The sequence below is a fragment of the Nocardioides nematodiphilus genome, from assembly GCF_020216525.1.
GTDB classification, from domain to species: domain Bacteria; phylum Actinomycetota; class Actinomycetes; order Propionibacteriales; family Nocardioidaceae; genus Nocardioides; species Nocardioides nematodiphilus.
The window spans coordinates 98,045-121,338 of the sequence record NZ_JAIWOY010000001.1 but is presented as its reverse complement, the minus strand read 5'-3'; the positions used below and the strand labels follow the sequence as shown (position 1 = coordinate 121,338).

Sequence of the window (23,294 nt, the reverse complement as noted above, 5' to 3'; positions counted from 1 at the left end):
GCGCGACGTCATCCGTTCGGTGCCCACCCGCGGTGGGCGACGTACGACGTCACGCCGGCAGGACGCGCTTCGGGCGGTGCGACAGCACGTAGACCGCCCACACGATCAGGATCGCCGCGGCCGCATACAGCCCCGTGAGCTGGTGCGGCGTCAAGGCGATGCCGACGAACCCGCCGATCACCCACGCCAGTTGGCAGGTGGTGTCGGAGCGGGCGAAGGCTGAGGTCTGCACCGCAGCCGGCACGTCGGCCTGGATGCTCGAGTCCAGCGCGAACTTCGCCAGCGCCGCCCCGCCGCCGGCCGCCAGGCCGAGCACGAACAGGGTGATCGCGTTGGCGGTCCAGGCCGTCACCAGGACGGCCGCGCAGCCGACGATGAGCACCGACGCCAGCGTGATCTGCGGATTGACCCGGCGCAGCAGCGAGGCGAGCACGGTGCCGAGGAAGTTGCCCGCGCCCGCACCGCCGGCGACCAGCCCGAGCACGAGCGAGGTGTTCCACGACGGCACCGGGTGATGCGGTCCCTGCAGCAGGAACGCCATGAACATCAGCAGGAAGCCCGACAGGAACTTCGGCCCGCAGTTGGCCCGCAGCGCATACGCCACCGACGACGGCACCCGCAGCTTCCCGCCGGCACCGCCGTCCTTGCCGAGGAACGTCATCTGGCGCTCGCCCTGACTGTGGTCGACCTGCTCGGGCAGCCGGATCGCGAGCACGGTCGCGACCACGAAGAGCACGGTCGCCCAGCGCAGCACCCACTCGACGCCGGCCAGCGTGCACAGCCCGGCGATCGGCGCGGAGACCGCGACGCCCACCATGCCGGCCATCGACACCCGCCCGTTGGTCTTCACCAGCGTGAAGCCGCGCGGGATGAGGCGTGGTGTCGCGGCGGCCCGCGTCACGCCGTACGCCTTGGACAACACCAGCACCAGCAGCGCCGCCGGATACATCATCACGCCCTGGTGGGGGAGTGCGCCGGCGAGGATCCAGCACAGGAACGCCCGGGCGGCCATCGTGGTGCCGATCGCCCAGCGCCGGCCGTGGGAGAACCGGTCGAGCAGCGGGCCCAGCAGCGGTGCGACCACCGCGAACGGGATCATCGTCAGGCCGAGGAAGAGCGCGACGTGCCCGCGGGCGCTCCAGGACGCGCCGTTGGCGGCGTCGTCGGCGGAGAAGAAGAGCGAGCCGGCCAGCGAGATCGCCACGGCCGCGTCGGCCGCGGTGTTGAAGGCGTGCATCTCCAGCAGTCGGCTGAGCCCGGAGCGGTCGGCGCCCTGTGCGTCGGCGGCCCGCCGTGCCTGGACGAAGGCGTACCGGCCGAACCGACCCATGCCACGCCCGGTCGCCGCGATCCCGCGCCCGGTGGCGGCCGCGCCACGCCCGGCGGCGCGCGCGGCGCCGGCGACCTTGGAGGCCCCGGCGGCGTGCTCGTCGTCCGCGTCGGGCCAGGGCTGGTCGTCCGGGGTCATGGCTCCCATTGTTCCCGGTGGTCCGCGCCGCGCGCGGGCGCCTCGCACTGTGGACTCGCTCGCTTCGTCTCGGGCTTCGCCCTCAGGACTCGCTCGCTCGGCACAGACGAGCAAGCTCGCTGGCCTCGCTCGCTTCGTCTCGGGCTTCGCCCTCAGGACTCGCTCGCTCGGCACAGACGAGCAAGCTCGCTGGCCTCGCTCGCTTCGTCTCGGGCTTCGCCCTCAGGACTCGCTCGCTCGGCACAGACGAGCAAGCTCGCTGGCCTCGCTCGCTTCGTCTAGGATGCGCGGGTGACCAGCACCGCCACGCCGTACGCCGATCCGGCCGCCCTCGCCGCCGTCGAGGAGGCCCGCGCCGCCCTCGTCGCCGACCTCGGCCGGGACGCCCAGGATGTCGGTGACCACCTCGGCCACCTTGTGGAGGCCGACGGCGTCGTCACCCACCTCTTCGCGTGCACCCGCAAGGGGTACGTCGGCTGGCGCTGGTCGGTGACCGTCGCCCACGTCGAGGGCGGCCCCGTCACGATCGACGAGCTGGTGCTCATCCCCGGCGACGAGGCGATCGTCGCCCCGGCCTGGGTGCCCTACCGCGAGCGGATCAAGCCCGGCGACCTCGGCCCCGGCGACCTGCTGCCCGTCGGCGACGACGATGCCCGCCTGGTCCCGACCTACTCCTTCGGCGATGACCCGCTCGACGCGGACGCCAAGGCGCAGGTCCGCCAGGTCGCGCAGGATCTCGGCCTCGGCCGTGCCCGCACGCTCAGCCCGGAGGGCTACGACCTCGCCGCGGAGCGCTGGTACGACGGCATCGGCGGCCCGCAGGCCCCGATCGCGCAGTCCGCGCCGCACCACTGCCACAGCTGTGGCTTCCTGGTCCGGATCGCCGGCCACCTCGCCGGGTCGTTCGGCGTCTGCGCCAACGGCGACGCCAACGACGACGGTCGCGTGGTCAGCATGGATCACGGCTGTGGCGCGCACTCCGAGGTCCGGCTGTCGAAGAAGCAGGAGACGCAGCCGATCCCCGACCACGTCATCGACACCATCACCGACGAGCTCGACGCGCTGTAGTCAGTCGGCGGCCTGGCGGCGGGCGCGTCGTCGGCGGCAGTACTCCACGCCGAGCGCGCCCAGCCCGAAGCCGGCCAGGCAGGTCCACAGCCACCATCCGCGGCCGTCGTCCCTGAGACGCCCGTAGAACGGCAGCATCCCGACGAAGGCGATCAGCCAGAGCAGGGTGCCGATCTCCACTGCGCGGACACCGTCGACGTCGATCGGCTCGATCTCGGCGACCGCCGGTCGCTTCTCCTGCTGCACGGCCACAGCCTATGCCCGCGCGTCCGGCGGGAATTAGTTAGCATGGTTAATGAGTTATGCTAACGATATGACGGAACGGACCATCTCCGACGACGCGGGCCTGGCGAGCGAGCTGCGGCTCTCGGTGATGCGACTGCGCCGCCGACTGGTCGGCGAGCGCGACCCGGAGAACGAGCTCTCGATCGGGTCGATGGCCGTCCTCGCCGGGCTCGAGGTCAACGGCGACATGACCCTGGGCGCCCTCGCCCAGCGCGAGCGTGTCCAGCCGCCGAGCATGACCCGCACCGTCAACTGCCTGGAGGAGGGCGGCTACATCAGCCGCCTGCCCAGCGAGACCGACCGCCGCCAGGTCGTCATCAGCCTGACGGACAAGGGCCTACGCACCGTCCACGCGGATCGCGCCCGCCGCACCGAATGGCTCGCCCGACGACTCGGCGAGCTGACCGACACCGAGCGCGCCACCCTGCGCGCCGCCGCACCCATCCTCGAGAGGATCGCCAACGAGTGAGCCCCACGTTCCGAGCCCTGCGCAACCCCAACTACCGCCTCTACCTGGTCGGGAGCGTCGTCTCCAACACCGGTACGTGGCTCCAGCGCACCGCTCAGGACTGGCTCGTCCTCAAGCCGCTGCACGGCGGCGGCACCGACCTCGGCATCGTCACCGCGCTGCAGTTCCTCCCGGTCCTGCTCCTCACCCCGTACGCCGGGGTGGTCGCCGACCGCGTCCCCAAGCGGCGCCTGCTCCAGATCACCCAGCTCGCGATGGCGGTGGCCGCCCTGCTGCTGGCCGCACTCGCGCTGAGCGGTGCCGCCGAGATCTGGATGGTCTACGTCCTGGCCTTCGTCTTCGGGATCGGCGCCGCGTTCGACGTCCCGGCGCGCCAGTCGTTCGTCTCGGAGATGGTCGGCCCCGATGACCTGACCAACGCGGTCGGCCTCAACTCCGCGGCCTTCAACACCGCCCGGATCATCGGCCCGGCGCTCGCCGGCCTGCTCATCGCCGCCTTCGGCGGGGGAGCGGCCGCGACCGGCATCGTCATCGCCCTCAATGCGCTGTCCTACCTCGCGGTGATCGTCCAGCTCCAGCGGATGGACGTCAGCCTCCTGCGGATCGCGCCGATGCGCGCCCGGGGCCCGGGCGCGCTGCGGGAAGGCGTCCGGTACGTCCGCACCCAGCCGACGATGCTCTTCGTCCTGGTCCTGGTGTTCTTCGCCGGCACCTTCGGGATGAACTTCCAGCTGACCTCCTCGCTGATGGCCACCGAGGTCTTCGGCAAGGGCGCCGGCGAGTTCGGCATCCTCGGCTCCGCGCTCGCCGTCGGCTCCCTGGCCGGCGCGCTGCTCGCCGCGCGCCGCGTCACCATCCCGCTGCGGCTGCTCGTCCTCGCCGCGACCGGCTTCGGCGTCGCCGAGATCATCGCCGGCAGCCTGCCCTCGTATCTGGTCTTCGCGCTCTTCTCCCCGGTGATCGGGTTCTGCACCATCACGCTGCTGAACAGCTCGAACGCCACCATCCAGCTCACCTCCGACCCGGCGATGCGGGGGCGCGCGATGGCGCTCTACATGACCGTCGTCCAAGGCGGTACGCCCATCGGCGCCCCGGTCATCGGATGGATCGGCGAGACCGCCGGTGCCCGCTGGACCCTGTGGCTGGGCGGGGTCATGGTGCTGGTGGGAGTCGCGCTCGCTATCACGCTGCTCGCCCGCCTGCGCGGAGGCCTGGCCAGCGTTTTGACCCCCTACTACCCGCCCGGTAGCCTGGGGAACCGTGTCTGGAAGGACCAGGCCCGCGTCACGACACGCCCGACCTCGGGTGTCTAGCGGCTGGGTCCAGCACCATCCACCACGAACATCATCCTTCGCGGCAAGTCGCTGCGTCGTGAGAGTCGATCAGAAAGGGAACCACCCGGTGCCCACCATTAACCAGCTGGTCCGCAAGGGCCGTGAGGACAAGGCGTCCAAGACCAAGACGCCCGCCCTCAAGGGATCGCCGCAGCGCCGTGGCGTCTGCACCCGCGTCTACACCACCACCCCGAAGAAGCCGAACTCCGCCCTGCGTAAGGTCGCCCGTGTGCGCCTCTCGTCCGGCGTCGAGGTCACCGCTTACATCCCGGGTGTTGGCCACAACCTTCAGGAGCACTCGATCGTGCTCGTCCGCGGCGGTCGTGTGAAGGACCTCCCCGGTGTTCGCTACAAGATCATTCGCGGCACCCTCGACACGCAGGGCGTGAAGAACCGCAAGCAGGCCCGTTCGCGCTACGGCGCGAAGAAGGAGAAGTGACATGCCTCGTAAGGGTCCCGCTCCGAAGCGCCCGATCGACGTCGACCCGGTCTACGGTTCGCAGCTGGTAACGCAGCTCGTCTCGAAGGTCCTCCAGGACGGCAAGAAGCAGGTTGCTCAGCGCATCGTCTACACCGCCCTCGAGGGCTGCCGCGAGAAGACCGGCACCGACCCGGTCCTCACGCTGAAGCGCGCGATGGACAACGTCAAGCCGGCCATCGAGGTCAAGTCCCGCCGCGTCGGCGGTGCGACCTACCAGGTCCCGATCGAGGTCAAGGGCACGCGTGGCACCACGCTCGCGCTGCGCTGGCTCGTGGGCTACGCCCAGGACCGCCGCGAGAAGACGATGGCCGAGCGCCTCATGAACGAGATCCTCGACGCCAGCAACGGCCTCGGTGCCGCTGTGAAGAAGCGTGAGGACACCCACAAGATGGCCGAGTCGAACAAGGCCTTCGCGCACTACCGCTGGTGACCTATGGGCGGGGACTCCGACCATGGGGTCCCCGCTCCACCTGCTCCAACCAAGACTTCTAAGGAACGCTGACAGTGGCTGTCGACATCACCACGGACCTCAAGTCCGTCCGCAACATCGGCATCATGGCGCACATCGACGCCGGCAAGACCACCACCACCGAGCGCATCCTGTTCTACACCGGTATCTCGTACAAGATCGGTGAGGTTCACGAGGGCGCAGCCACCATGGACTGGATGGAGCAGGAGCAGGAGCGCGGCATCACGATCACGTCGGCCGCGACGACCTGCTGGTGGAAGAACCACCAGATCAACATCATCGACACCCCCGGTCACGTCGACTTCACCGTCGAGGTCGAGCGCGCGCTGCGCGTCCTCGACGGCGCCGTCGCCGTCTTCGACGGTGTCGCCGGTGTCGAGCCCCAGTCGCAGACCGTGTGGCGCCAGGCGAACAAGTACTCCGTCCCGCGGATGTGCTTCGTCAACAAGCTGGACCGCACCGGTGCTGACTTCTACCGCGTCGTCGACTCCATCATCGACCGCCTGAACGCCACCCCGCTGGTCCTCCAGATCCCGATCGGCTCCGAGGGCGACTTCATCGGCGTCGTCGACCTGGTCGAGGGCAACGCCAAGGTGTGGCGCGGCGAGACCGCCCAGGGCGAGGACTACGTCGTCGAGGAGATCCCCGCGGACCTGGCCGACAAGGCAGCCGAGTACCGCGAGAAGCTCGTCGAGACCCTCGCTGAGGCCGACGACGAGATCATGGAGGTCTACCTCGAGGAGGGCGACGTCTTCGACGTCCCGACCCTCAAGGCCGCCATCCGTCGCGCGACCCTCGCCGACAAGCTCAACCCGATCCTCACCGGCACCGCCTTCAAGAACAAGGGCGTCCAGCCGCTCCTCGACGCGATCATCGACTACCTGCCGTCCCCGCTGGACGTCGAGGCGATCATCGGCCACAAGCCCAACGCCGAGGAGACCCCGGAGAACGAGATCAAGCGTCTCCCCTCCGACGACCAGCCGTTCGCCGGCCTGGCCTTCAAGATCGCCTCCGACCCGCACCTGGGCAAGCTGATCTACGTCCGGGTCTACTCGGGCAAGCTCGAGGCCGGTGCGACCGTGGTCAACTCGGTCAACGGCAAGAAGGAGCGGATCGGCAAGGTCTACCAGATGCACGCCAACAAGCGTGAGGAGATCGCGTCGGTCGGCGCCGGCCAGATCGTCGCCGTCATGGGTCTCAAGGACACCAAGACCGGCCACACGCTCTCGGACCCGCAGAACCAGGTCGTTCTCGAGTCGATGACGTTCCCGGCCCCGGTGATCGAGGTCGCCATCGAGCCGAAGACGAAGTCCGACCAGGAGAAGCTCGGCGTCGCCATCCAGCGTCTCGCCGAGGAGGACCCGACCTTCGTCGTCAAGACCGACGAGGAGACCGGCCAGACCATCATCGCCGGCATGGGTGAGCTCCACCTCGAGATCCTCGTCGACCGCATGAAGCGCGAGTTCAAGGTCGAGGCCACCGTCGGCAAGCCGCAGGTCGCCTACCGCGAGACCATCCGCCAGGCGGTCATCGGTCACAGCTACACGCACAAGAAGCAGACCGGTGGTACGGGTCAGTTCGCCAAGGTGCTCATCAACATCGAGCCCAACATCGACCCGGAGACCGGCCTCGGTGCCGGCTACGAGTTCGTGAACGCCGTCACCGGCGGTCGCGTGCCGAAGGAGTACATCCCGTCGGTCGACCAGGGTGCCCAGGAGGCCATGCAGTTCGGCATCCTCGCCGGCTACCCGATGGTCGACGTGAAGGTCACCCTCGACGACGGTGCGTACCACGACGTCGACTCCTCGGAGCTCGCGTTCAAGATCGCCGGCAACCAGGCCTTCAAGGAGGCCGCCCGTATGGCCAAGCCGGTCCTGCTGGAGCCGATGTTCGCCGTTGAGGTGACCACCCCGGAGTCGTTCCTGGGTACGGTCATCGGTGACATCAACTCCCGTCGTGGCCAGATCCGCGCGCAGGAGGACCGGTTCGGCGACATCGCCGTCCAGGCCCTCGTGCCGCTGTCCGAGATGTTCGGGTATGTCGGTGACCTCCGGTCCAAGACCAGCGGTCAGGCGTCCTACTCGATGGAGTTCGACTCGTACGCAGAGGTTCCCACGAACGTCGCTGACGAGATCATCAAGAAGGCCCGCGGCGAGTAATCTCGCCCTGGCTTTCGGCAGCACCACCTTTCAGTACGAGTCACGTTAAAAAACACACCAGGAGGAGCCAGTAATGGCTAAGGCGAAGTTCGAGCGGACCAAGCCGCACGTCAACATCGGTACCATCGGTCACATCGACCACGGTAAGACGACGCTGACGGCGGCCATCACGAAGGTCCTGCACGACGCGTACCCGGACCTGAACGCCGCTTCGGCGTTCGACGAGATCGACAAGGCTCCTGAGGAGCGCCAGCGCGGTATCACCATCTCCATCGCGCACGTCGAGTACCAGACGGAGTCGCGTCACTACGCGCACGTCGACTGCCCCGGCCACGCCGACTACATCAAGAACATGATCACCGGCGCGGCTCAGATGGACGGCGCGATCCTCGTGGTCGCCGCCACCGACGGCCCGATGCCGCAGACCCGTGAGCACGTGCTGCTTGCTCGCCAGGTCGGCGTCCCGGCGCTCGTGGTCGCGCTCAACAAGTGCGACATGGTCGACGACGAGGAGCTCATCGAGCTCGTCGAGATGGAGGTGCGCGAGCTCCTCAACGAGTACGAGTTCCCCGGCGACGACATCCCGGTCGTCAAGGTTGCTGCCTTCCCGGCCCTTCAGGGTGACGAGAAGTGGGGCAAGTCGGTCCTCGAGCTCATGGCCGCTGTCGACGAGTACATCCCGACCCCCGAGCGTGAGACGGACAAGCCGTTCCTCATGCCCGTCGAGGACGTCTTCACGATCACCGGTCGTGGCACCGTCATCACCGGTCGTATCGAGCGCGGCATCGTCAAGGTCGGTGAGGAGGTCGAGATCATCGGCATCCGCGAGGTCGCCCAGAAGTCGACCGTCACCGGTGTCGAGATGTTCCGCAAGCTGCTCGACGAGGGCCAGGCGGGCGAGAACGTCGGTCTGCTCCTCCGTGGCACCAAGCGCGAGGACATCGAGCGCGGCATGGTTGTCATCAAGCCGGGCACCACGACCCCGCACACCAACTTCGAGGCCTCGGTCTACATCCTCTCGAAGGAGGAGGGCGGCCGTCACACGCCGTTCTTCAACAACTACCGCCCGCAGTTCTACTTCCGTACCACGGACGTCACGGGCGTCGTCACGCTGCCCGAGGGCACCGAGATGGTCATGCCGGGCGACAACACCGAGATGGTCGTTGAGCTCATCCAGCCCATCGCCATGGACGAGGGTCTGCGCTTCGCCATCCGCGAGGGTGGCCGTACGGTCGGCGCCGGCCGCGTCACCAAGATCACCAAGTGAATCTGATTCACCTGTGATCTGACCTAGGTCGAAGAAGAACCCCCGAGCCCTAGGGCTCGGGGGTTCTTCTCATTTCCGGCTCTGGGAAGAGAAGGAGATGGATCAGCAGGCGGAGCGGGCGGCCGGCGCCTTGGTGCGGTGCAGGGCCGGCGCTGCGACCGAACGGCTGTTGGGCTTGCGCAGCGACCAGTAGCGCAGCCAGTCCAGCTGCATGCGGGACATGGCGCCCTTGCCGGCGTCGCGAGTCGACGCGAGGCGGAGCTGGACGGTGAACGGCACGTGCGCCATCGCCGCGGGCCGGGCCTGGGTGGCGATCACGTGCGCGTCGACGAACCACGAGATCCGCTTGCCGGTCACCTCGACGGCGAAGGTGTGCCAGTGCTCGCGACCGCCGAACGACTCGCCGCGCGAGACGGTCGAGGCGGAGTAGACGCTGCCGTCACCAGGGCGCAGCGAGAAGCCGGCCCGGCTCTTCGGCAGGGTGATGTCCGCGAAGGTCATCTCCGGGCCACAGCGCCGCTCGGAGGCGGCGGCCGGGATCAACGAGCTGGTCAGGCGGTAGTGGTTGGCCGCGTCGCGCAGGTCGTAGCCGTGCATGCGGATCTCCCAGCGACCCTTGCGGTGGCCGGCGCCGCGCAGCGTGACGGTGGTGGAGTGGCCGTTGTACGCGGTCAGGGTGAGCTGACCGCCCTGCTCGGTGGAGTGGCCGTGGGTCTGCCATTCGTGGGTGAGCGGCTTCGGGTCGCCCCAGCGCTCGAACTCGTAGCGCTCCGCGGTGGGGTACCACCCGAACGTGTTGCCGGCGTGGATCGGGCCGGGATCCTCGGCGTGCGCCGCGGGGGCGGCGAGCAGGCCGGTGACGAGACAGGTCGCCGCGAGGGCGACGCGACTGGACAGGCGGGGGACCGAGATCATCGAAACACCGTAGGTGACGCCTCCACGATCGCCAATTCAGGATGCGGCACCGGGGACGGGGACAATGGCGGCATGTCTGGCGCCGTCGATCCTGCCCGCCCCGGTATCCGCCTCACCGAGGATGGCCGGCCCCTGCGCGAGGTGGTCAGCTACACCCGCCGCGGCGGGCGCTTCACCACCCCGCAGCAGCAGGCCTGGGACACGCGTGCGGCCGAGTGGGTCGTGCCGGAGGCTGACGTGGCCGCCGACGACTTCGACTGGGCGGCCCGGTTCGGCCGCGACGCGCCGTACCTGATCGAGATCGGCTCGGGTGTGGGGGAGGCGCTTGCGAGCATCGCTCGCCCGGAGCACAACGTGATCGGGATCGAGGTCTGGAAGCCGGGCGTCGCCGACACCCTGCGCCGCCTCGACAAGGCGGGCATCGACAACGTCCGGATGTGCAGCGTCGATGCGGTCTGGGTGCTCGAGCACACGGTCGCGCCCGGCGAGCTCGCCGAGCTGTGGACCTTCTTCCCCGACCCGTGGCACAAGGCCCGTCACCACAAGCGCCGCCTGGTCAACCCGGACTTCGCGGCTCTCGTGGCCTCGCGACTCGCCGTCGGCGGGACGTGGCGTCTGGCCACCGACTGGGCCGACTACGCCGAGCAGATGGTCGAGGTGCTCGACGCCGAGCCGCTGCTGCAGGGCGGGGTCGTGGAGCGCTGGGACGAGCGTCCCCACACCAAGTTCGAGCGCAAGGGCGTCGCCAAGGGCCGGGTCATCACCGACCTCACCTACATCCGCGTCTGAGGCATGCAACACTGCGGTCGTGACTGAGCCGTCCAAGGGGCAGACCAAGGGGCCGCGCCCAGCGACCCTCGAGGAGGTCGCCCGGCTGGCCGGCGTCTCCCGCGCGACCGCGAGCCGGGTGCTCCGTGGCGCCACCAATGTGAGCCCCGAGGCCGTCGAGGCCGTCGAGCGGGCCGCGGCGGAGATCAACTACACGCCCAACCTCGCCGCCCGGTCACTGGTCACCGGCCGCAGCGACTCGATCGCCTTCCTCGTCAACGAGACCGAGGAGCGACTCTTCACCGAGCCGTTCTTCCTCGCGATGCTGCGCTCGTGTCAGGCGGCGGTCACCGACAGCGGCCTGCAGCTCAACTTCGCGATCGCGTCCACCGCCGAGCAGCGTGACCGCTTCCTGGCCTACGCCAGCGGTGGACACGTCGACGGCGTCCTGCTGCTCTCGGTCCACGGCGACGACGACCTCCAGGTCCGGCTCGAGAAGGCCGGCGTCCCGACGGTGCTCAGCGGCCGGCCCTACTCCGGCGCGCCGGTCTTCTTCGTCGACGCCGACAACGTCGGCGGCGGACGGCTCGCGACCCAACACCTCATCGCCAACGGCCGGCGCACCATCGCCACCGTCACCGGCTCGCTCGACCTCACCGCCGGCCAGGACCGCCTCGCCGGCTATCGGGCGGCGATCGAGGAGGCCGGCCTCCCGGTGGCGGAGGACCTGATCGAGCCCGGTGGCTTCGCGACCTCCGAGGGCTACGAGGCCGCCACCCGGCTGTTGGCGCGCCGCCCCGATGTCGACGCGATCGTCACGGGCTCCGACCTGGCCGCTATCGGCGTGATCCGAGCGGTCCTGCACGCCGGACGCCGGGTACCCGAGGACGTCGCGGTGGTGGGCTTCGACGACTTCCGCGAGGCCGCGGAGAACGACCCGCCGCTGACCACGATCCGTCAGCCGATGGAGGACCTCGGCGCGACCATGGCCGCGGTGCTCCTGGGCCGACTGGACGGCTCGGAGACGGAGCCGCGCGGGGTCATGCTGCCCGTCGAGCTGGTCGTCCGTACCTCCGCCTGAACCAGGCCTCGAGCGTTCACATCCTGGACGTCCGTCTCAAGGTCACGTTCTGGTAACGCTGTGAGAGCGATCTCACGGTAGCTGTTGACATGTGACGGCCTTCACCTCCAGTATTCCATTCGCGGTGTGAGAGCGCTCTCACCGACTGGTATGAATTCAGGAGTGGATGAATGCGTCTCAACAACACGCGTCGCCGAGCGATGGCGTCCGTCGCCGCGCTGGTGACCGCTGGCACGCTGGCCCTCACCGGCTGCGGCAGCGACAACTCTGACTCGAACTCGGCCGCCCCGGCTGCCGACGCTGGCCCCTGTGGCACCAAGGACAACGTCACGCTGAACGTCGGCCTCTTCGGCACCTTCGGCTTCAAGGAGGCGGGCCTGTGGGACAAGTACCACCAGGTCTGCCCCAACATCACCATCAAGGAGAACGACGTCGAGCAGTCCGGCGACTACTGGACCAAGCTCAAGACGCGCCTCGCCTCGGGCAGCGGCCTGGACGACGTCCAGGGCCTCGAGATCGGCTTCATCGGTGACGTCGTGAAGAACCACGCCGACCAGTTCGTGAACTTCAACGAGGTTCCGAACGCCGCTGCCGACAAGGCCGAGTTCTACCCGTGGAAGTGGGACATGGCGTCCACCTCCGACGGCGCCAAGACCGTTGGTCTCGGCACCGACATCGGCCCGGAGTCGATCTGCTTCCGCAAGGACCTGTTCGAGAAGGCCGGCCTCCCGACCGACGACGCGACCCTCGCCAAGGAGTTCGCGACCTGGGACGGCGTCATCGAGCTGGGCAAGAAGTACGAGGCCTCCGCGACCAAGCCGGCCGACTCGCACTTCATCGACTCGGTCAACTCCATCTTCAACGGTGCCGTCTACCAGGGCACCGAGGCGTACGACAACAGCTCCAACGAGCCCGACGTCGCCAACAGCGACGGCGTGAAGTCCGCCTGGGCGCTCGCCACCAAGGCCGCCGACGCCAAGATCTCCGCGGGTCTCCCGCAGTGGCAGGACGCCTGGAACAAGGGCTTCGCCAGCGGCTCCTTCGCCGCCCTGTCCTGCCCGACCTGGATGATGGGCTACATCACCAGCCAGGCCGGCGACGCGGGCAAGGGCAAGTGGGCTGTCGCCCCGGTCACCCCGGGTGGCTCCGCCAACTGGGGCGGCTCGTGGCTCGGCGTTCCGAAGGCCTCCAAGAACCAGGCCGCCGCGATCGCGCTCGTCGAGTGGCTCTCCACCAAGGAGAACCAGGTCACGATGTGGACCAACGGTGGTCACTGGCCGTCGAACCAGGCTGCCGCTGAGGACCCGACCGTCGGCGCTGCGACCTCGGACTACTTCGGCCCCGGCCAGAACATCGGCAAGATCTACGGCGAGATCGCCAAGAACATCACCATCCCGCCGACCGGCCAGTTCGACACCCAGATCCAGACGGCCGTCAACGCTCAGCTGACGAACGTCGAGACCAAGGGCACCAACCCGGACGACGCGTTCAAGTCGGCCCTCGACGCCATCAAGCAGATCACTGGCTGATGACGTCAACGCTCACCACGGAGCCGGCGGCGGGAGATCTCTCCCGTCGCCGGCCCCGGCGTACCCCCAGCGCGGCGCCCCAGGGGCGACGCAGTGCGGGTAGCCGGATCGCCTACGTCTACATCCTCCCGTTCTTCCTCGTCTTCGCGGCGTTCAGCGTCTATCCATGGCTGGACACGGCATGGATCTCCCTGCACAACGTCCGCCTGTCGACGTACGACCAGCGGGAATGGGTCGGCCTGGCCAACTACAAGGACCTGCTGACCAACCACTTCTTCTGGAACGCGTTCCGGAACACGCTCACGATCGGCGTCATCTCCGCGGTGCCGCAGCTGGCGATCGCCCTCGGTATCGCCCACCTGCTCAACCACAAGCTGCGCGGTCGGACGTTCTTCCGCGTCGCGATCCTGATGCCGTACGCCACCAGCCTCGCGGCCGCGACGGTCATCTTCCTCGAGCTCTACAGCCCGCAGTACGGCCTGATCAACTGGTTCCTCGACCTCGCGCACCTGCCGAAGGTCGACTGGCAGAACTCGAAGTGGCCGGCGCAGTTCGCGATCGCCTCGATCGTGATGTGGCGCTGGACCGGGTACAACGCACTGATCTTCCTGGCCGGCCTGCAGGCCGTGGACCAGGAGCTGTACGCGGCCGCGTCGGTCGACGGAGCCGGCAAGTGGGGCCAGTTCCGTCACATCACGCTGCCGGGCCTGCGCCCGACGATCATCTTCGCCATCGTGGTCTCCACCATCGGCTCGGCGCAGCTCTTCGGTGAGCCGCTGCTGTACCACGGCGGTCTCCCGGACGGCGGCAGTGCCGGCCAGTACCAGACGCTCGGCCTGCTGATGTACCAGCAGGGTTGGGCCAACGACCGCCTCGGTCTCGCCTCGGCGACCGCGTGGTCGATGTTCGTGATCATCCTGGCGGCGGTCCTGGTCAACCTGGTCATCTCGCGTCGTCGCGAGAGGAAGGCCGGCTGATGGCCCGCAAGAAGCTGCACGCGACGCTCGAGGCGGGCACCGGCACGTACGTGCTGGTGGCTCTCGTCGCGATCGTCTCGATCTTCCCGCTCTACTACACGATCGTGATGGCGTCGCACACCAACGCCGAGATGGCGGCCAGCCCGCCGCCGATGTTCCCGAACACCTCGTTCTTCGGGAACATCCACAAGGCGCTGGAGATGGCCCCGCTCAACAAGGGCCTGATCAACTCGATCATCGTCTCCGGCTGCATCACCGCGGGCACCGTGGCGCTGTGCACCCTGGCCGGCTTCGCCTTCGCGAAGCTGAGGTTCAAGGGCCGCAACGTCCTGCTCGGCATCTGCATCGGCACGATGATGGTGCCGACCCAGATGGGCGTCATCCCGCTCTACATGCTGATGGCGAAGTGGGGCCTGGCCGGTCACCTGACCTCGGTCATCCTGCCCACCCTGGTCACCGCGTTCGGCGTCTTCTTCATGCGCCAGTACATCTCCAAGGCGGTCCCGGACGAGCTCATCGAGTCCGCCTACATGGACGGCGCCAGCACCACCAAGGTCTTCCTGCAGATCGTCGTCCCGGCCGTGCGTCCGGCGATGGCGGTCCTCGGCATGCTGACCTTCCTGACGGCCTGGAACGACTTCTTCTGGCCGCTCATCACCCTCAACTCGGGCAATCCGACCATTCAGGTCGCTTTCCAGAGTCTTGCCAGTGGCTTTGCGCCGCAGCAATCGATCATCATGGCAGGGACGCTGTACGGCACCATCCCGGTGCTCATCGTCTTCGCCCTACTCGGACGCCAGATCGTTGGCGGCATCATGGAAGGAGCGGTCAAGGGATGACCAGGAATTTCCCCGAAGGTTTCGTATGGGGTGTCGCCGCGGCGTCCTACCAGATCGAGGGAGGTGCGACCGAGGGCGGTCGCGGCCCGAGCATCTGGGACACCTTCTCCCACACCCCCGGCAAGGTCGTCGGCGGCGACACCGGTGACGTGGCCTGCGACCACTACCACCGGTGGGAGTCCGACCTCGACCTCATGGCCGAGCTCGGCTTCCAGAACTACCGGCTCTCCATCGCGTGGCCGCGGGTCATGGCGGACGGCAAGACGCTCAACAAGGAGGGTCTGGACTTCTACGACCGCCTCGTCGACGGCATGCTCGCCCGCGGCATCAACCCGCTGGCGACGCTGTACCACTGGGACCTGCCGCAGGCACTCGACCAGGGCGGCAGCTACGGCTGGCTCGACCGTACGGTCGCCGACCACTTCGCCGAGTTCGCTCGCGTCGTGGGGGAGCGGCTGGGTGACCGCCTCAGCGCCGTCACCACGCTGAACGAGCCGTGGTGCTCGGCCTACCTCGGCTACGGCAGCGGCGAGCACGCGCCGGGTCTGACGGACAACTCGCTGTGCTACCCGGTCGCGCACCACCTCAACCTGGCTCACGGCAAGGCCGTCCAGGCGCTGCGCTCGGTGCTGCCGGCGACCACCGGCGTCTCGGTCACGCTCAACATCCACCAGCTCGAGGCCGCCTCGGACTCCGCTGAGGACCTGGCCGCCACCCAGCACCTGGACCTGGTCGCCAACCGCATCTGGCTCGACCCGATGCTCAAGGGCGGTTACCCGGCCGAGCTGCTGGAGACCACCAGTCACCTCACCGACTGGTCCTTCATCAAGGACGGCGACGAGGCCGACATCCACCAGCCGATCGACTTCCTGGGTGTGAACTACTACAACCCCCAGCGGATCGCGGCGCCGACGCCGGGCCAGGTCACCTTCCCGGGCACCGACAAGGCCGCCAGCATCGGCTACGGTCCCGAGGTCGAGACCACCATCATGGGCTGGCCGATCGTCCCCTCGGGTCTGACCGATCTGCTGGTGCGGCTGCACAACGACTACGGCGTGCCGCTGCAGGTGACCGAGAACGGCATCTCGAGCGAGGAGCTCCTCGACCCGCAGGCCGTCGCCGACGCTGCCGCCGACGACTCCACGGTCGCGGTGCACGACACCCAGCGCGTGAACTACCTGCGCGACCACCTGGGCGCCCTGCTCGACGCCATCGACAAGGGCGTCGACGTCAACGGCTACTACGCCTGGTCGGTGATGGACAACTTCGAGTGGGCCTGGGGCTACGCGAAGCGGTTCGGCATCATCCACGTCGACTTCCCGACGCAGAGCCGGCACCCCAAGGACTCGGCGTTCTTCTACTCCGACGTCATCAAGGCGAACGCGCTGGCGGTCTGATCGCCCGCGGAGCGTGAGCAGAGCGGCCCGCCATCCCCGAAGGGATGGCGGGCCGCTCTGTGTATAGAGAGAGGTGCTCGGCGTTGCGGCCTCGCTCCTCAGCCCTTGACGGAGCCGGCGAGCAGACCCCGTACGAAGAACCGCTGCAGCGACAGGAAGACGATCAGCGGGATGATCAGCGACACGAACGCGCCCGAGGCGAGCAGGTGCCAGTCCGAGCCGCGGGTGCCGGCCAGGGCGGCCAGCTGGGCGTTGATCGGGTAGATCTTGAAGCCGCCGAAGACCAGCGCCACGAGCAGGTCGTTCCAGACCCACAGGAACTGCAGGATGCCGAAGGCGGCCATCGCGGGCATCATCAGCGGGAAGATCACGCGCAGGAAGATCTGCACGTGGGTCGCCCCGTCCATGCGCGCCGACTCGATCAGCTCACCGGGGATCTCCCGCATGAAGTTGTGCAGCAGGAAGATCGCCAGCGGCAGCGCGAACATCGTGTGCGAGAGCCACAGGGAGTAGAAGCCTCCCGCGGGTGCGTCCTGGCCCTGCAGCCCGAGCTTCACGTACAGGTTGAGCAGGGGGACCAGGGTGACCTGGATCGGCACGATCTGCAGCGCGAAGATCATGATGAAGAGCAGGTCCTTGCCCGGGAATCTCATCCACGCGAACGCGTACGCCGCCATCGTCGCCAAGAAGATCGGGATGATCACCGCAGGCACGGTGATCGCGATCGAGTTGACGATGAACGGGAACAGGCCGGTCTCGCCGGTGCCGCTGAACACCGTCCGGTAGTTCTCGAACGTGAAGCTCGGGTGGGTGAAGATGTGCCACCACCCGGTCGTCTTCACGTCGTGCTCGGGGCGGAACGAGGAGATCAGCAGGCCGGCCGTCGGCACGGTCCAGAAGACCGCGATGACGAAGGCGGCCAGGGACGCCCATGGCGAGGTGAGCGTCTTCTTCGCGGCAGCAGGCGCGGTCAGCTTCTCGGCGACCGGGACCTGGGCGATCGGGGTGACGGTCATCGGGCCTCCAGCTTGCGCATCTGACGGATGTTGTAGATGACCACCGGCAGCACCAGGACGAAGATCAGCACCGCGAGCGCGGAGCCCAGGCCCCAGTTCGCGGACTGGAAGGACTGCCGGTAGTACTCGTAGGACAACACGCTGGTCTTGTAGTTGCCGCCGGTGGTCTGGCGCACGATGTCGAAGGCCTTGAGCGTGGTGATGGTGATCGTGGTGAGCACGACGATCAGGGTCGGTCGGATGCTCGGCACGGTGATGAAGCGGAACATCTTCAGCCCGCCGACCCCGTCGAGCTTGGCCGCCTCGATGATGTCGGTCGGGATCGCCTTGATCGAGGCCGAGAGCACCGTCATCGCGAAGCCCGCCTGCACCCAGATCAGGATGACGATCAGCCAGATGTTGTTCCAGGGGCTGTTGATCAGCCAGTGGTGCCGGCCCAGCCCGACCGTGTCGGTGAAGGCGTTGAGCAGGCCGATGCGGTCGTCGTAGACGAACTTCCAGATCAGCGAGGCGCCGACCAGCGAGATCGCCATGGGCAGGAAGATGATGGCCTTCGCCGTGCGCTCGAAGCGTGCGTGGTCGGTGAGCACCGCGTAGATCAGGCCGATGAGCGTGGCGACGATCGGCGTGACCACCACCCACAGGGCGGTATTGCCGAGCACGCGCAGCAGGTCGGCGTCGGTGAAGATGGTCTTGTAGTTGTCGAAGCCGACGTACTTGGTGGAGTACTTGTCCTTGAGGGACAGGTTGATCGAGTTGATCGCCGGATACAGCAGGCCCACGCCGACCAGCCCGACGGCGGGCAGGACGAAGGCCATGGACTGGATCAGCTCACCGGCGCGCGAGCGGACGCGCGAGGTGAGCGTGAGGATGAGCGTGACGACCGCGAAGAAGATCGCGACGACGATCAGGGCTTGAAGGAGCTTCTCTCCTGTGGACATGGGTCCCCCTCCTGCAGTTCTGGATGACGGGAAGACGAGACGACGGCCGGGCCGCACCGCGCTCGCTGCGCGCTACGGCCCGGCCATCGGTCACGTCACGACGTCGGCCAGCTCTTCTCGATCTCGTCGAGGGTGGTCTTGGTGTCCTGACCGGTGATCCAGTTGACCATCTGCTTCCAGAAGGATCCCGAGCCGACCTCGGCCGGCATCAGGTCGGAGGCGTCGAAGCGGAAGACCGCGTTCGGGTCCTGGAGGATCGAGGCGGAGAGCTTGTCGATCGGGCTCGTCAGGTTGTTGACGTCCAGGCCCTTGTTGGCGCTGACCCAGCCGCCGTCAGGGGTGGCCTTGGCCTTCTCGTTGGCCCAGGTGTCGCTGGAGAGGAAGGTCTGGAAGGCCTGCGTCTCCGGCTTGTCGTTGAACGCCGCGACGAACTCGCCACCGCCGAGGACCGGCTTGGACGAGGCGTCGTCACCCGGCAGGTAGAACGCGAACACGTCGCCGTCCGCGGTGACCTTGGTGCCCTCGGGCCAGTTGGCCGCGTAGAAGGAGGCCTGGCGGTGGAACGCGCACTTGCCGTCGAGGATCGGCAGGCCGCCCTCCTGGAACGCGGTGGTCGCGATCGACTTCACGTCGCCGATGCCGCCGTTGACGTACTTGGGGTTCTTCAGGATGCTGCCGGCCCGGTCGAGCGCGGTCGCGATCTGCGGGTCGTTGAACGGGATCTCGTGGTTGAGCCACTTGGTGTAGACGTCCGGGCCCGCGGTGCGCAGCACCATGTCCTCGAGCCAGTCGGTGCCCGGCCAGCCGGTCGCCTCGCCGGACTCGAAGCCGGCGCACCAAGGCTTGATGCCCTTGGCCGCGGCCTCGTCGGAGAGCTTGATCAGGTCGGCCCAGGTGGTCGGGACCGTCCAGCCGTTGGCCTTGAACATCTTGGGGGAGTACCAGACGAACGACTTCACGTTCGCGCCGAGAGGCGCGGCGTAGAAGGTGCCGTCGACGGTGCCGTACGACTTCCAGTCCTCGCCGAACCACTTGTCGACGTTGTCAGCCACCGCCTGCGGGGCCGGCTTGACGGCCTTGGTCTGCACCAAGGTCTTGAGCAGGCCCGGCTGCGGGACGTAGGCGATGTCCGGGGCGTTGCCGCCGCGCGCACGGACGACGACCTGGGCCTCGAAGTCCTTCGAGCCCTCGTAGTTGACGGTGGCGCCGGTGCACTCGGTGAACAGCTTGTAGCTGTCCTTCTGGGCCTTGTCCTCCGGCTCGACGATGCCGGTGTAGACGTGCACCTCGCGCCCGGTGAGGTCGCCGTAGCTGGTCAGCTGCGCGCACTCTGCCTTGCCCTCGCCCGGCGAGGTGCCTCCGGCGGTGCCGTTCTCGTCGTCGCTACTGCCACAGCCGGCGACGACCAGCGCTGCACTCGCCAGCGCAGCGACCGTAGCCGCTCCGCGACGGATCTTGCCTACTCGCATCTCTTTGCCTCTCCTCATTGATGGAGCGTCCGGACCCTCGGCTCCGTCGCTCCCTCTTCGTCCCCCTTGATGCAAGCGTCGGGAAACTCTCAGGTCAAGACTCAGGGCGCTCTCAGGAATAACAGTTGGGTAACGCAGGTCACAACGGCGTGGGAACGCTCTCAGGAGAGGGGGCATCCGCTGGATTTGGTCAGCGGGTGATCCTCTGACAAGATTCTCTGGTTGCTCCGGTGGACTTGCCGGGGTGCGGCACATCTTGATTACTGAATCGCTTCTCCCGTTGAGGGCCCCTCGTGGGCCCGGGTGTCGGTCGGTGGTCAGTCATGTCCGCGCCGCACGGGGAGTCCGATTCGCACCTGACGAACCTGTCGGGGGCTGCCGAAACAACCGCAGAGTGGAGATCCTGGTCAAGGCCAGTGTCGCGTGGCGTAAGCCGAAAAGCGCGACACGCCCGACCTCGGGGGTCGAAGGTCTGCGGTGGCGGTGAGTAACCGGGCTGGACTGACTCAACCCCGAGGACGTCCTGAGTACGCACGCGGCAACGCAGACGAGAAGGACGAGAGAGACAGATGGCGGGACAGAAGATCCGCATCAGGCTCAAGGCCTATGACCACGAGGTGATCGACACCTCGGCGCGCAAGATCGTGGACACGGTCACCCGCACGGGTGCCAAGGTCGCCGGCCCGGTGCCGCTGCCGACCGAGAAGAACGTGTACTGCGTCATCCGCTCGCCCCACAAGTACAAGGACTCCCGCGAGCACTTCGAGATGCGCACGCACAAGCGCCTCATCGACATCATCGACCCGACCCCGAAGACGGTCGACTCGCTGATGCGCCTCGACCTGCCGGCCGGTGTCGACATCGAGATCAAGCTCTGAGGTTGTTGAGATGACTTTCGAACGTAACGTGAAGGGCCTGCTGGGCACCAAGCTCGGCATGACCCAGCTCTGGGACGAGAACAACAAGGTCGTTCCGGTCACCGTCATCGTGGCGAACACCAACGTGGTGACCCAGATCCGCACCCCCGAGACCGACGGCTACAACGCCGTTCAGGTCGGGTTCGGCGAGATCGAGGGCCGCAAGGTGAACAAGCCGCAGGCCGGCCAGTTCGCCAAGGCCGGCACCACGCCGCGCCGCCACCTCGTTGAGATCCGCACCGCCGACGCGTCGTCGTACACCGTGGGCCAGGAGCTCCCGGTCGACACCTTCGCCGCGGGCGCCGAGATCGACGTGACCGGCACCAGCAAGGGCAAGGGCTTCGCCGGAACCATGAAGCGCCACGGCTTCTCCGGCGTCGGCGCCTCCCACGGTGCCCACCGCAACCACCGCAAGCCGGGCTCGATCGGCGCTTGCGCCACCCCCGGTCGCGTGTTCAAGGGCGTCCGCATGGCCGGCCAGATGGGTACTGACACCGTCACCACCCAGAACCTGACCGTGCACGCCGTCGACACCGAGAAGGGCCTCATTCTCATCAAGGGCGCCGTTCCCGGCCCCAAGGGTGGTCTCGTGGTCCTGCGCTCGGCCGCGAAGAAGACGGAGGCCTGATCATGGCTCTCAACACTGTCAAGGTCGACCTGCCCGCCGAGATCTTCGAGGCTCCGGTCAGCGTTCCGCTGATCCACCAGGTCGTCGTCGCCCAGCTGGCTGCTGCTCGCCAGGGCACGCACAAGACCAAGAACCGCGGCGAGGTCTCCGGTTCGGGTGTCAAGCCGTTCAAGCAGAAGGGCACCGGCCGCTCCCGTCAGGGTTCGGTCCGCGCTCCGGAGCACCGCGGCGGTGGCGTTGTCCACGGCCCGACCCCGCGTGACTACAGCCAGCGCACCAACAAGAAGATGAAGGCCGCCGCTCTCAAGGGCGCCCTCTCGGACCGCGCTGCCAACGGTCGCATCCACGTCGCGGACTTCGTGTTCGAGAAGCCGTCCACCAAGGCCGCTGCTGCTGGCCTGGCCGGTCTGACCGAGCGCACCAAGTTCCTCGTGGTCCTGGACCGCGCCGAGGTCGCTGCCTGGCTGTCGTTCCGCAACCTTCCCCGGGTGCACATCGTTGCTGCTGACCAGCTCAACACCTACGACGTGCTGAACGCCGAGGACGTGGTCTTCTCGACCGCTGCCTACTCCGCCTTCACCGGCGTCGAGGTCGCGGCCGCTCCCGCCAAGAAGACCGCTGCGAAGAAGACGGCTGCGAAGAAGGCCGCCGCTGCTGAGTCGGAGGACGAGAAGTGAGCACCCTGCACTACGACCCGCGCGACATCCTGCTCGCGCCCGTGGTCTCGGAGAAGAGCTACGGCCTTCTCGACGCCAACAAGTACACCTTCATCGTCCGCCCGGACGCGAACAAGACCGAGATCAAGATCGCGGTCGAGAAGGTGTTCAACGTCAAGGTGACCTCGGTCAACACGATCAACCGCAAGGGCAAGGCCCGCCAGACGCGCGTTGGCCTTGGCAAGCGCAAGGACACCAAGCGCGCGATCGTCAGCCTGGCTGAGGGTCACCGCATCGACATCTTCGGAGGGCAGGCCTGATGGCTATCCGTAAGTACAAGCCGACTACGCCGGGCCGTCGTGGCTCGTCCGTGGCCGACTTCGTCGAGATCACCCGGACCACGCCGGAGAAGTCGCTGACCGTTCCGCTGCCGAAGACCGGTGGTCGTAACAACCAGGGCCGTATCACCACCCGCCACATCGGTGGTGGCCACAAGCGTGCCTACCGCATCATCGACTTCAAGCGCTACGACAAGGACGGCGTGCCGGCCAAGGTCGCTCACATCGAGTACGACCCCAACCGCACCGCCCGCATCGCGCTCCTGCACTACTTCGACGGCGAGAAGCGCTACATCGTGGCGCCGAAGGGCATCGAGCAGGGCCAGGTCGTCGAGTCGGGCGTTGGCGCTGACATCAAGGTCGGCAACAACCTCCCGCTGCGCAACATCCCGGTCGGTACCACGATCCACAACGTGGAGCTCCGCCCCGGCGGTGGCGCCAAGATGGCTCGCTCCGCCGGCAACTCCGCCCAGCTGATCGCCCGTGAGGGCACGAAGGCCACGCTGCGTCTGCCCTCGGGCGAGATGCGCTTCGTCGACGTGCGCTGCCGCGCGACGATCGGCGAGGTCGGCAACGCCGAGCAGTCGAACATCAACTGGGGCAAGGCCGGCCGTATGCGCTGGAAGGGCGTCCGCCCGACCGTCCGTGGTGTCGTGATGAACCCGGTCGACCACCCGCACGGTGGTGGTGAGGGTAAGACCTCCGGTGGTCGTAACCCGGTGACCCCGTGGGGCAAGCCCGAGGGCCGTACGCGCAAGCGCAAGGCCTCCGACTCGATGATCATCCGCCGTCGCAAGTCCGGCAAGGGTAGGAAGTAACTGAC

At 67.8% G+C, this 23,294-nt stretch carries 24 protein-coding genes; 18 read left to right on the top strand and 6 right to left on the bottom strand.

Annotated features, from left to right (window positions below):
• Nucleotides 1–49: 49 nt before the first annotated feature.
• The gene (locus tag KSO98_RS00625) at nt 50–1,468 is read right to left on the bottom strand and encodes an MFS transporter (protein ID WP_225282830.1); all 1,419 of its coding nucleotides are present in this window, start codon (nt 1,466–1,468) and stop codon (nt 50–52) included.
• 291 nt (nt 1,469–1,759) lie between these two features.
• Here KSO98_RS00625 and KSO98_RS00620 point away from each other — a divergent pair, with 291 nt between their 5' ends.
• Complete coding sequence (locus KSO98_RS00620; protein WP_225282829.1) at nt 1,760–2,536, top strand: DUF3027 domain-containing protein; 777 nt, start codon at nt 1,760–1,762, stop codon at nt 2,534–2,536.
• Here the strand turns inward: KSO98_RS00620 and KSO98_RS00615 are convergent, their stop codons facing one another.
• The gene (locus KSO98_RS00615) at nt 2,537–2,782 is read right to left on the bottom strand and encodes a DUF2530 domain-containing protein (RefSeq protein ID WP_225282828.1); all 246 of its coding nucleotides are present in this window, start codon (nt 2,780–2,782) and stop codon (nt 2,537–2,539) included.
• A gap of 67 nt (nt 2,783–2,849) precedes the next feature.
• On the opposite strand from KSO98_RS00615, the gene KSO98_RS00610 reads away from it, so the two are divergent.
• The 6 genes from KSO98_RS00610 to tuf all read left to right on the top strand — a co-directional run bounded on the left by KSO98_RS00610 (nt 2,850) and on the right by tuf (nt 9,000).
• Nucleotides 2,850–3,290 carry a MarR family winged helix-turn-helix transcriptional regulator gene (locus tag KSO98_RS00610; RefSeq protein ID WP_225282827.1) on the top strand — a complete coding sequence of 147 codons (441 nt, stop codon included), beginning with the start codon at nt 2,850–2,852 and terminating at the stop codon, nt 3,288–3,290.
• Nucleotides 3,287–4,603, top strand: a complete 1,317-nt coding sequence (locus KSO98_RS00605) for an MFS transporter (RefSeq protein WP_225282826.1) — start codon at nt 3,287–3,289, stop codon at nt 4,601–4,603. Before KSO98_RS00610 ends, KSO98_RS00605 begins: the two co-directional genes overlap by 4 nt.
• Before the next feature lie 88 nt (nt 4,604–4,691).
• Nucleotides 4,692–5,063: a 30S ribosomal protein S12 gene (gene rpsL / locus KSO98_RS00600; RefSeq protein WP_225282825.1), complete on the top strand. Its 372-nt coding sequence runs from the start codon at nt 4,692–4,694 to the stop codon at nt 5,061–5,063.
• Between the two features lies 1 nt (nt 5,064).
• The gene (gene rpsG / locus KSO98_RS00595) at nt 5,065–5,535 is read left to right on the top strand and encodes a 30S ribosomal protein S7 (RefSeq protein WP_225282824.1); all 471 of its coding nucleotides are present in this window, start codon (nt 5,065–5,067) and stop codon (nt 5,533–5,535) included.
• Nucleotides 5,536–5,609: 74 nt separating this feature from the next.
• Complete coding sequence (fusA, locus tag KSO98_RS00590) at nt 5,610–7,733, top strand: elongation factor G (protein ID WP_225282823.1); 2,124 nt, start codon at nt 5,610–5,612, stop codon at nt 7,731–7,733.
• A 73-nt stretch (nt 7,734–7,806) separates the two neighbouring features.
• Complete coding sequence (tuf, locus tag KSO98_RS00585) at nt 7,807–9,000, top strand: elongation factor Tu (RefSeq protein ID WP_225282822.1); 1,194 nt, start codon at nt 7,807–7,809, stop codon at nt 8,998–9,000.
• Nucleotides 9,001–9,102: 102 nt separating this feature from the next.
• Here tuf and KSO98_RS00580 read toward each other — a convergent pair whose 3' ends face one another.
• A complete protein-coding gene (locus KSO98_RS00580; RefSeq protein WP_225282821.1) occupies nt 9,103–9,915 on the bottom strand; it encodes a LamG domain-containing protein in 813 nt (270 codons plus the stop codon).
• 72 nt (nt 9,916–9,987) lie between these two features.
• Between KSO98_RS00580 and trmB the strand changes: the two genes are divergently transcribed.
• From trmB to KSO98_RS00550, 6 genes are all read left to right on the top strand, one after another.
• Nucleotides 9,988–10,704 (top strand): tRNA (guanosine(46)-N7)-methyltransferase TrmB, encoded by a 717-nt coding sequence (gene trmB / locus KSO98_RS00575; RefSeq protein WP_225282820.1) that lies wholly within the window; start codon nt 9,988–9,990, stop codon nt 10,702–10,704.
• Nucleotides 10,705–10,723: 19 nt separating this feature from the next.
• Complete coding sequence (locus KSO98_RS00570) at nt 10,724–11,764, top strand: LacI family DNA-binding transcriptional regulator (protein WP_225282819.1); 1,041 nt, start codon at nt 10,724–10,726, stop codon at nt 11,762–11,764.
• Nucleotides 11,765–11,934: 170 nt separating this feature from the next.
• On the top strand, nt 11,935–13,293 hold the full coding sequence (locus KSO98_RS00565) for an ABC transporter substrate-binding protein (protein WP_225282818.1): 1,359 nt from the start codon (nt 11,935–11,937) through the stop codon (nt 13,291–13,293).
• Complete coding sequence (locus KSO98_RS00560) at nt 13,293–14,270, top strand: carbohydrate ABC transporter permease (protein ID WP_225282817.1); 978 nt, start codon at nt 13,293–13,295, stop codon at nt 14,268–14,270. The genes KSO98_RS00565 and KSO98_RS00560 overlap by 1 nt, the downstream gene beginning before the upstream one ends.
• Nucleotides 14,270–15,109 carry a carbohydrate ABC transporter permease gene (locus tag KSO98_RS00555; protein WP_225282816.1) on the top strand — a complete coding sequence of 280 codons (840 nt, stop codon included), beginning with the start codon at nt 14,270–14,272 and terminating at the stop codon, nt 15,107–15,109. Before KSO98_RS00560 ends, KSO98_RS00555 begins: the two co-directional genes overlap by 1 nt.
• The gene (locus KSO98_RS00550) at nt 15,106–16,506 is read left to right on the top strand and encodes a GH1 family beta-glucosidase (protein WP_225282815.1); all 1,401 of its coding nucleotides are present in this window, start codon (nt 15,106–15,108) and stop codon (nt 16,504–16,506) included. Before KSO98_RS00555 ends, KSO98_RS00550 begins: the two co-directional genes overlap by 4 nt.
• Before the next feature lie 98 nt (nt 16,507–16,604).
• On the opposite strand, the gene KSO98_RS00545 is transcribed toward KSO98_RS00550, so the two are convergent.
• From KSO98_RS00545 to KSO98_RS00535, 3 genes are all read right to left on the bottom strand, one after another.
• Nucleotides 16,605–17,522, bottom strand: a complete 918-nt coding sequence (locus tag KSO98_RS00545) for a carbohydrate ABC transporter permease (RefSeq protein WP_225282814.1) — start codon at nt 17,520–17,522, stop codon at nt 16,605–16,607.
• The gene (locus KSO98_RS00540) at nt 17,519–18,463 is read right to left on the bottom strand and encodes a carbohydrate ABC transporter permease (RefSeq protein WP_225282813.1); all 945 of its coding nucleotides are present in this window, start codon (nt 18,461–18,463) and stop codon (nt 17,519–17,521) included. The genes KSO98_RS00545 and KSO98_RS00540 overlap by 4 nt, the downstream gene beginning before the upstream one ends.
• A gap of 95 nt (nt 18,464–18,558) precedes the next feature.
• Nucleotides 18,559–19,932, bottom strand: coding sequence for an ABC transporter substrate-binding protein (locus KSO98_RS00535; protein ID WP_225282812.1), 1,374 nt, complete (start codon nt 19,930–19,932; stop codon nt 18,559–18,561).
• Nucleotides 19,933–20,501: 569 nt separating this feature from the next.
• Between KSO98_RS00535 and rpsJ the strand changes: the two genes are divergently transcribed.
• Genes rpsJ through rplB form a run of 5 tightly spaced genes read left to right on the top strand, consistent with a single transcriptional unit; the run spans nt 20,502 to nt 23,289 of the window.
• The gene (gene rpsJ, locus KSO98_RS00530; protein ID WP_008360994.1) at nt 20,502–20,810 is read left to right on the top strand and encodes a 30S ribosomal protein S10; all 309 of its coding nucleotides are present in this window, start codon (nt 20,502–20,504) and stop codon (nt 20,808–20,810) included.
• A gap of 10 nt (nt 20,811–20,820) precedes the next feature.
• Nucleotides 20,821–21,477 carry a 50S ribosomal protein L3 gene (gene rplC, locus KSO98_RS00525; protein WP_225282811.1) on the top strand — a complete coding sequence of 219 codons (657 nt, stop codon included), beginning with the start codon at nt 20,821–20,823 and terminating at the stop codon, nt 21,475–21,477.
• Between the two features lie 2 nt (nt 21,478–21,479).
• The gene (gene rplD, locus KSO98_RS00520) at nt 21,480–22,154 is read left to right on the top strand and encodes a 50S ribosomal protein L4 (RefSeq protein WP_225282810.1); all 675 of its coding nucleotides are present in this window, start codon (nt 21,480–21,482) and stop codon (nt 22,152–22,154) included.
• Entirely contained in the window at nt 22,151–22,453 is a 303-nt protein-coding gene (gene rplW, locus KSO98_RS00515) for a 50S ribosomal protein L23 (RefSeq protein ID WP_225282809.1), read from the top strand. Before rplD ends, rplW begins: the two co-directional genes overlap by 4 nt.
• On the top strand, nt 22,453–23,289 hold the full coding sequence (gene rplB, locus KSO98_RS00510) for a 50S ribosomal protein L2 (protein ID WP_225282808.1): 837 nt from the start codon (nt 22,453–22,455) through the stop codon (nt 23,287–23,289). The genes rplW and rplB overlap by 1 nt, the downstream gene beginning before the upstream one ends.
• The last annotated feature ends 5 nt before the right edge of the window (nt 23,290–23,294 follow it).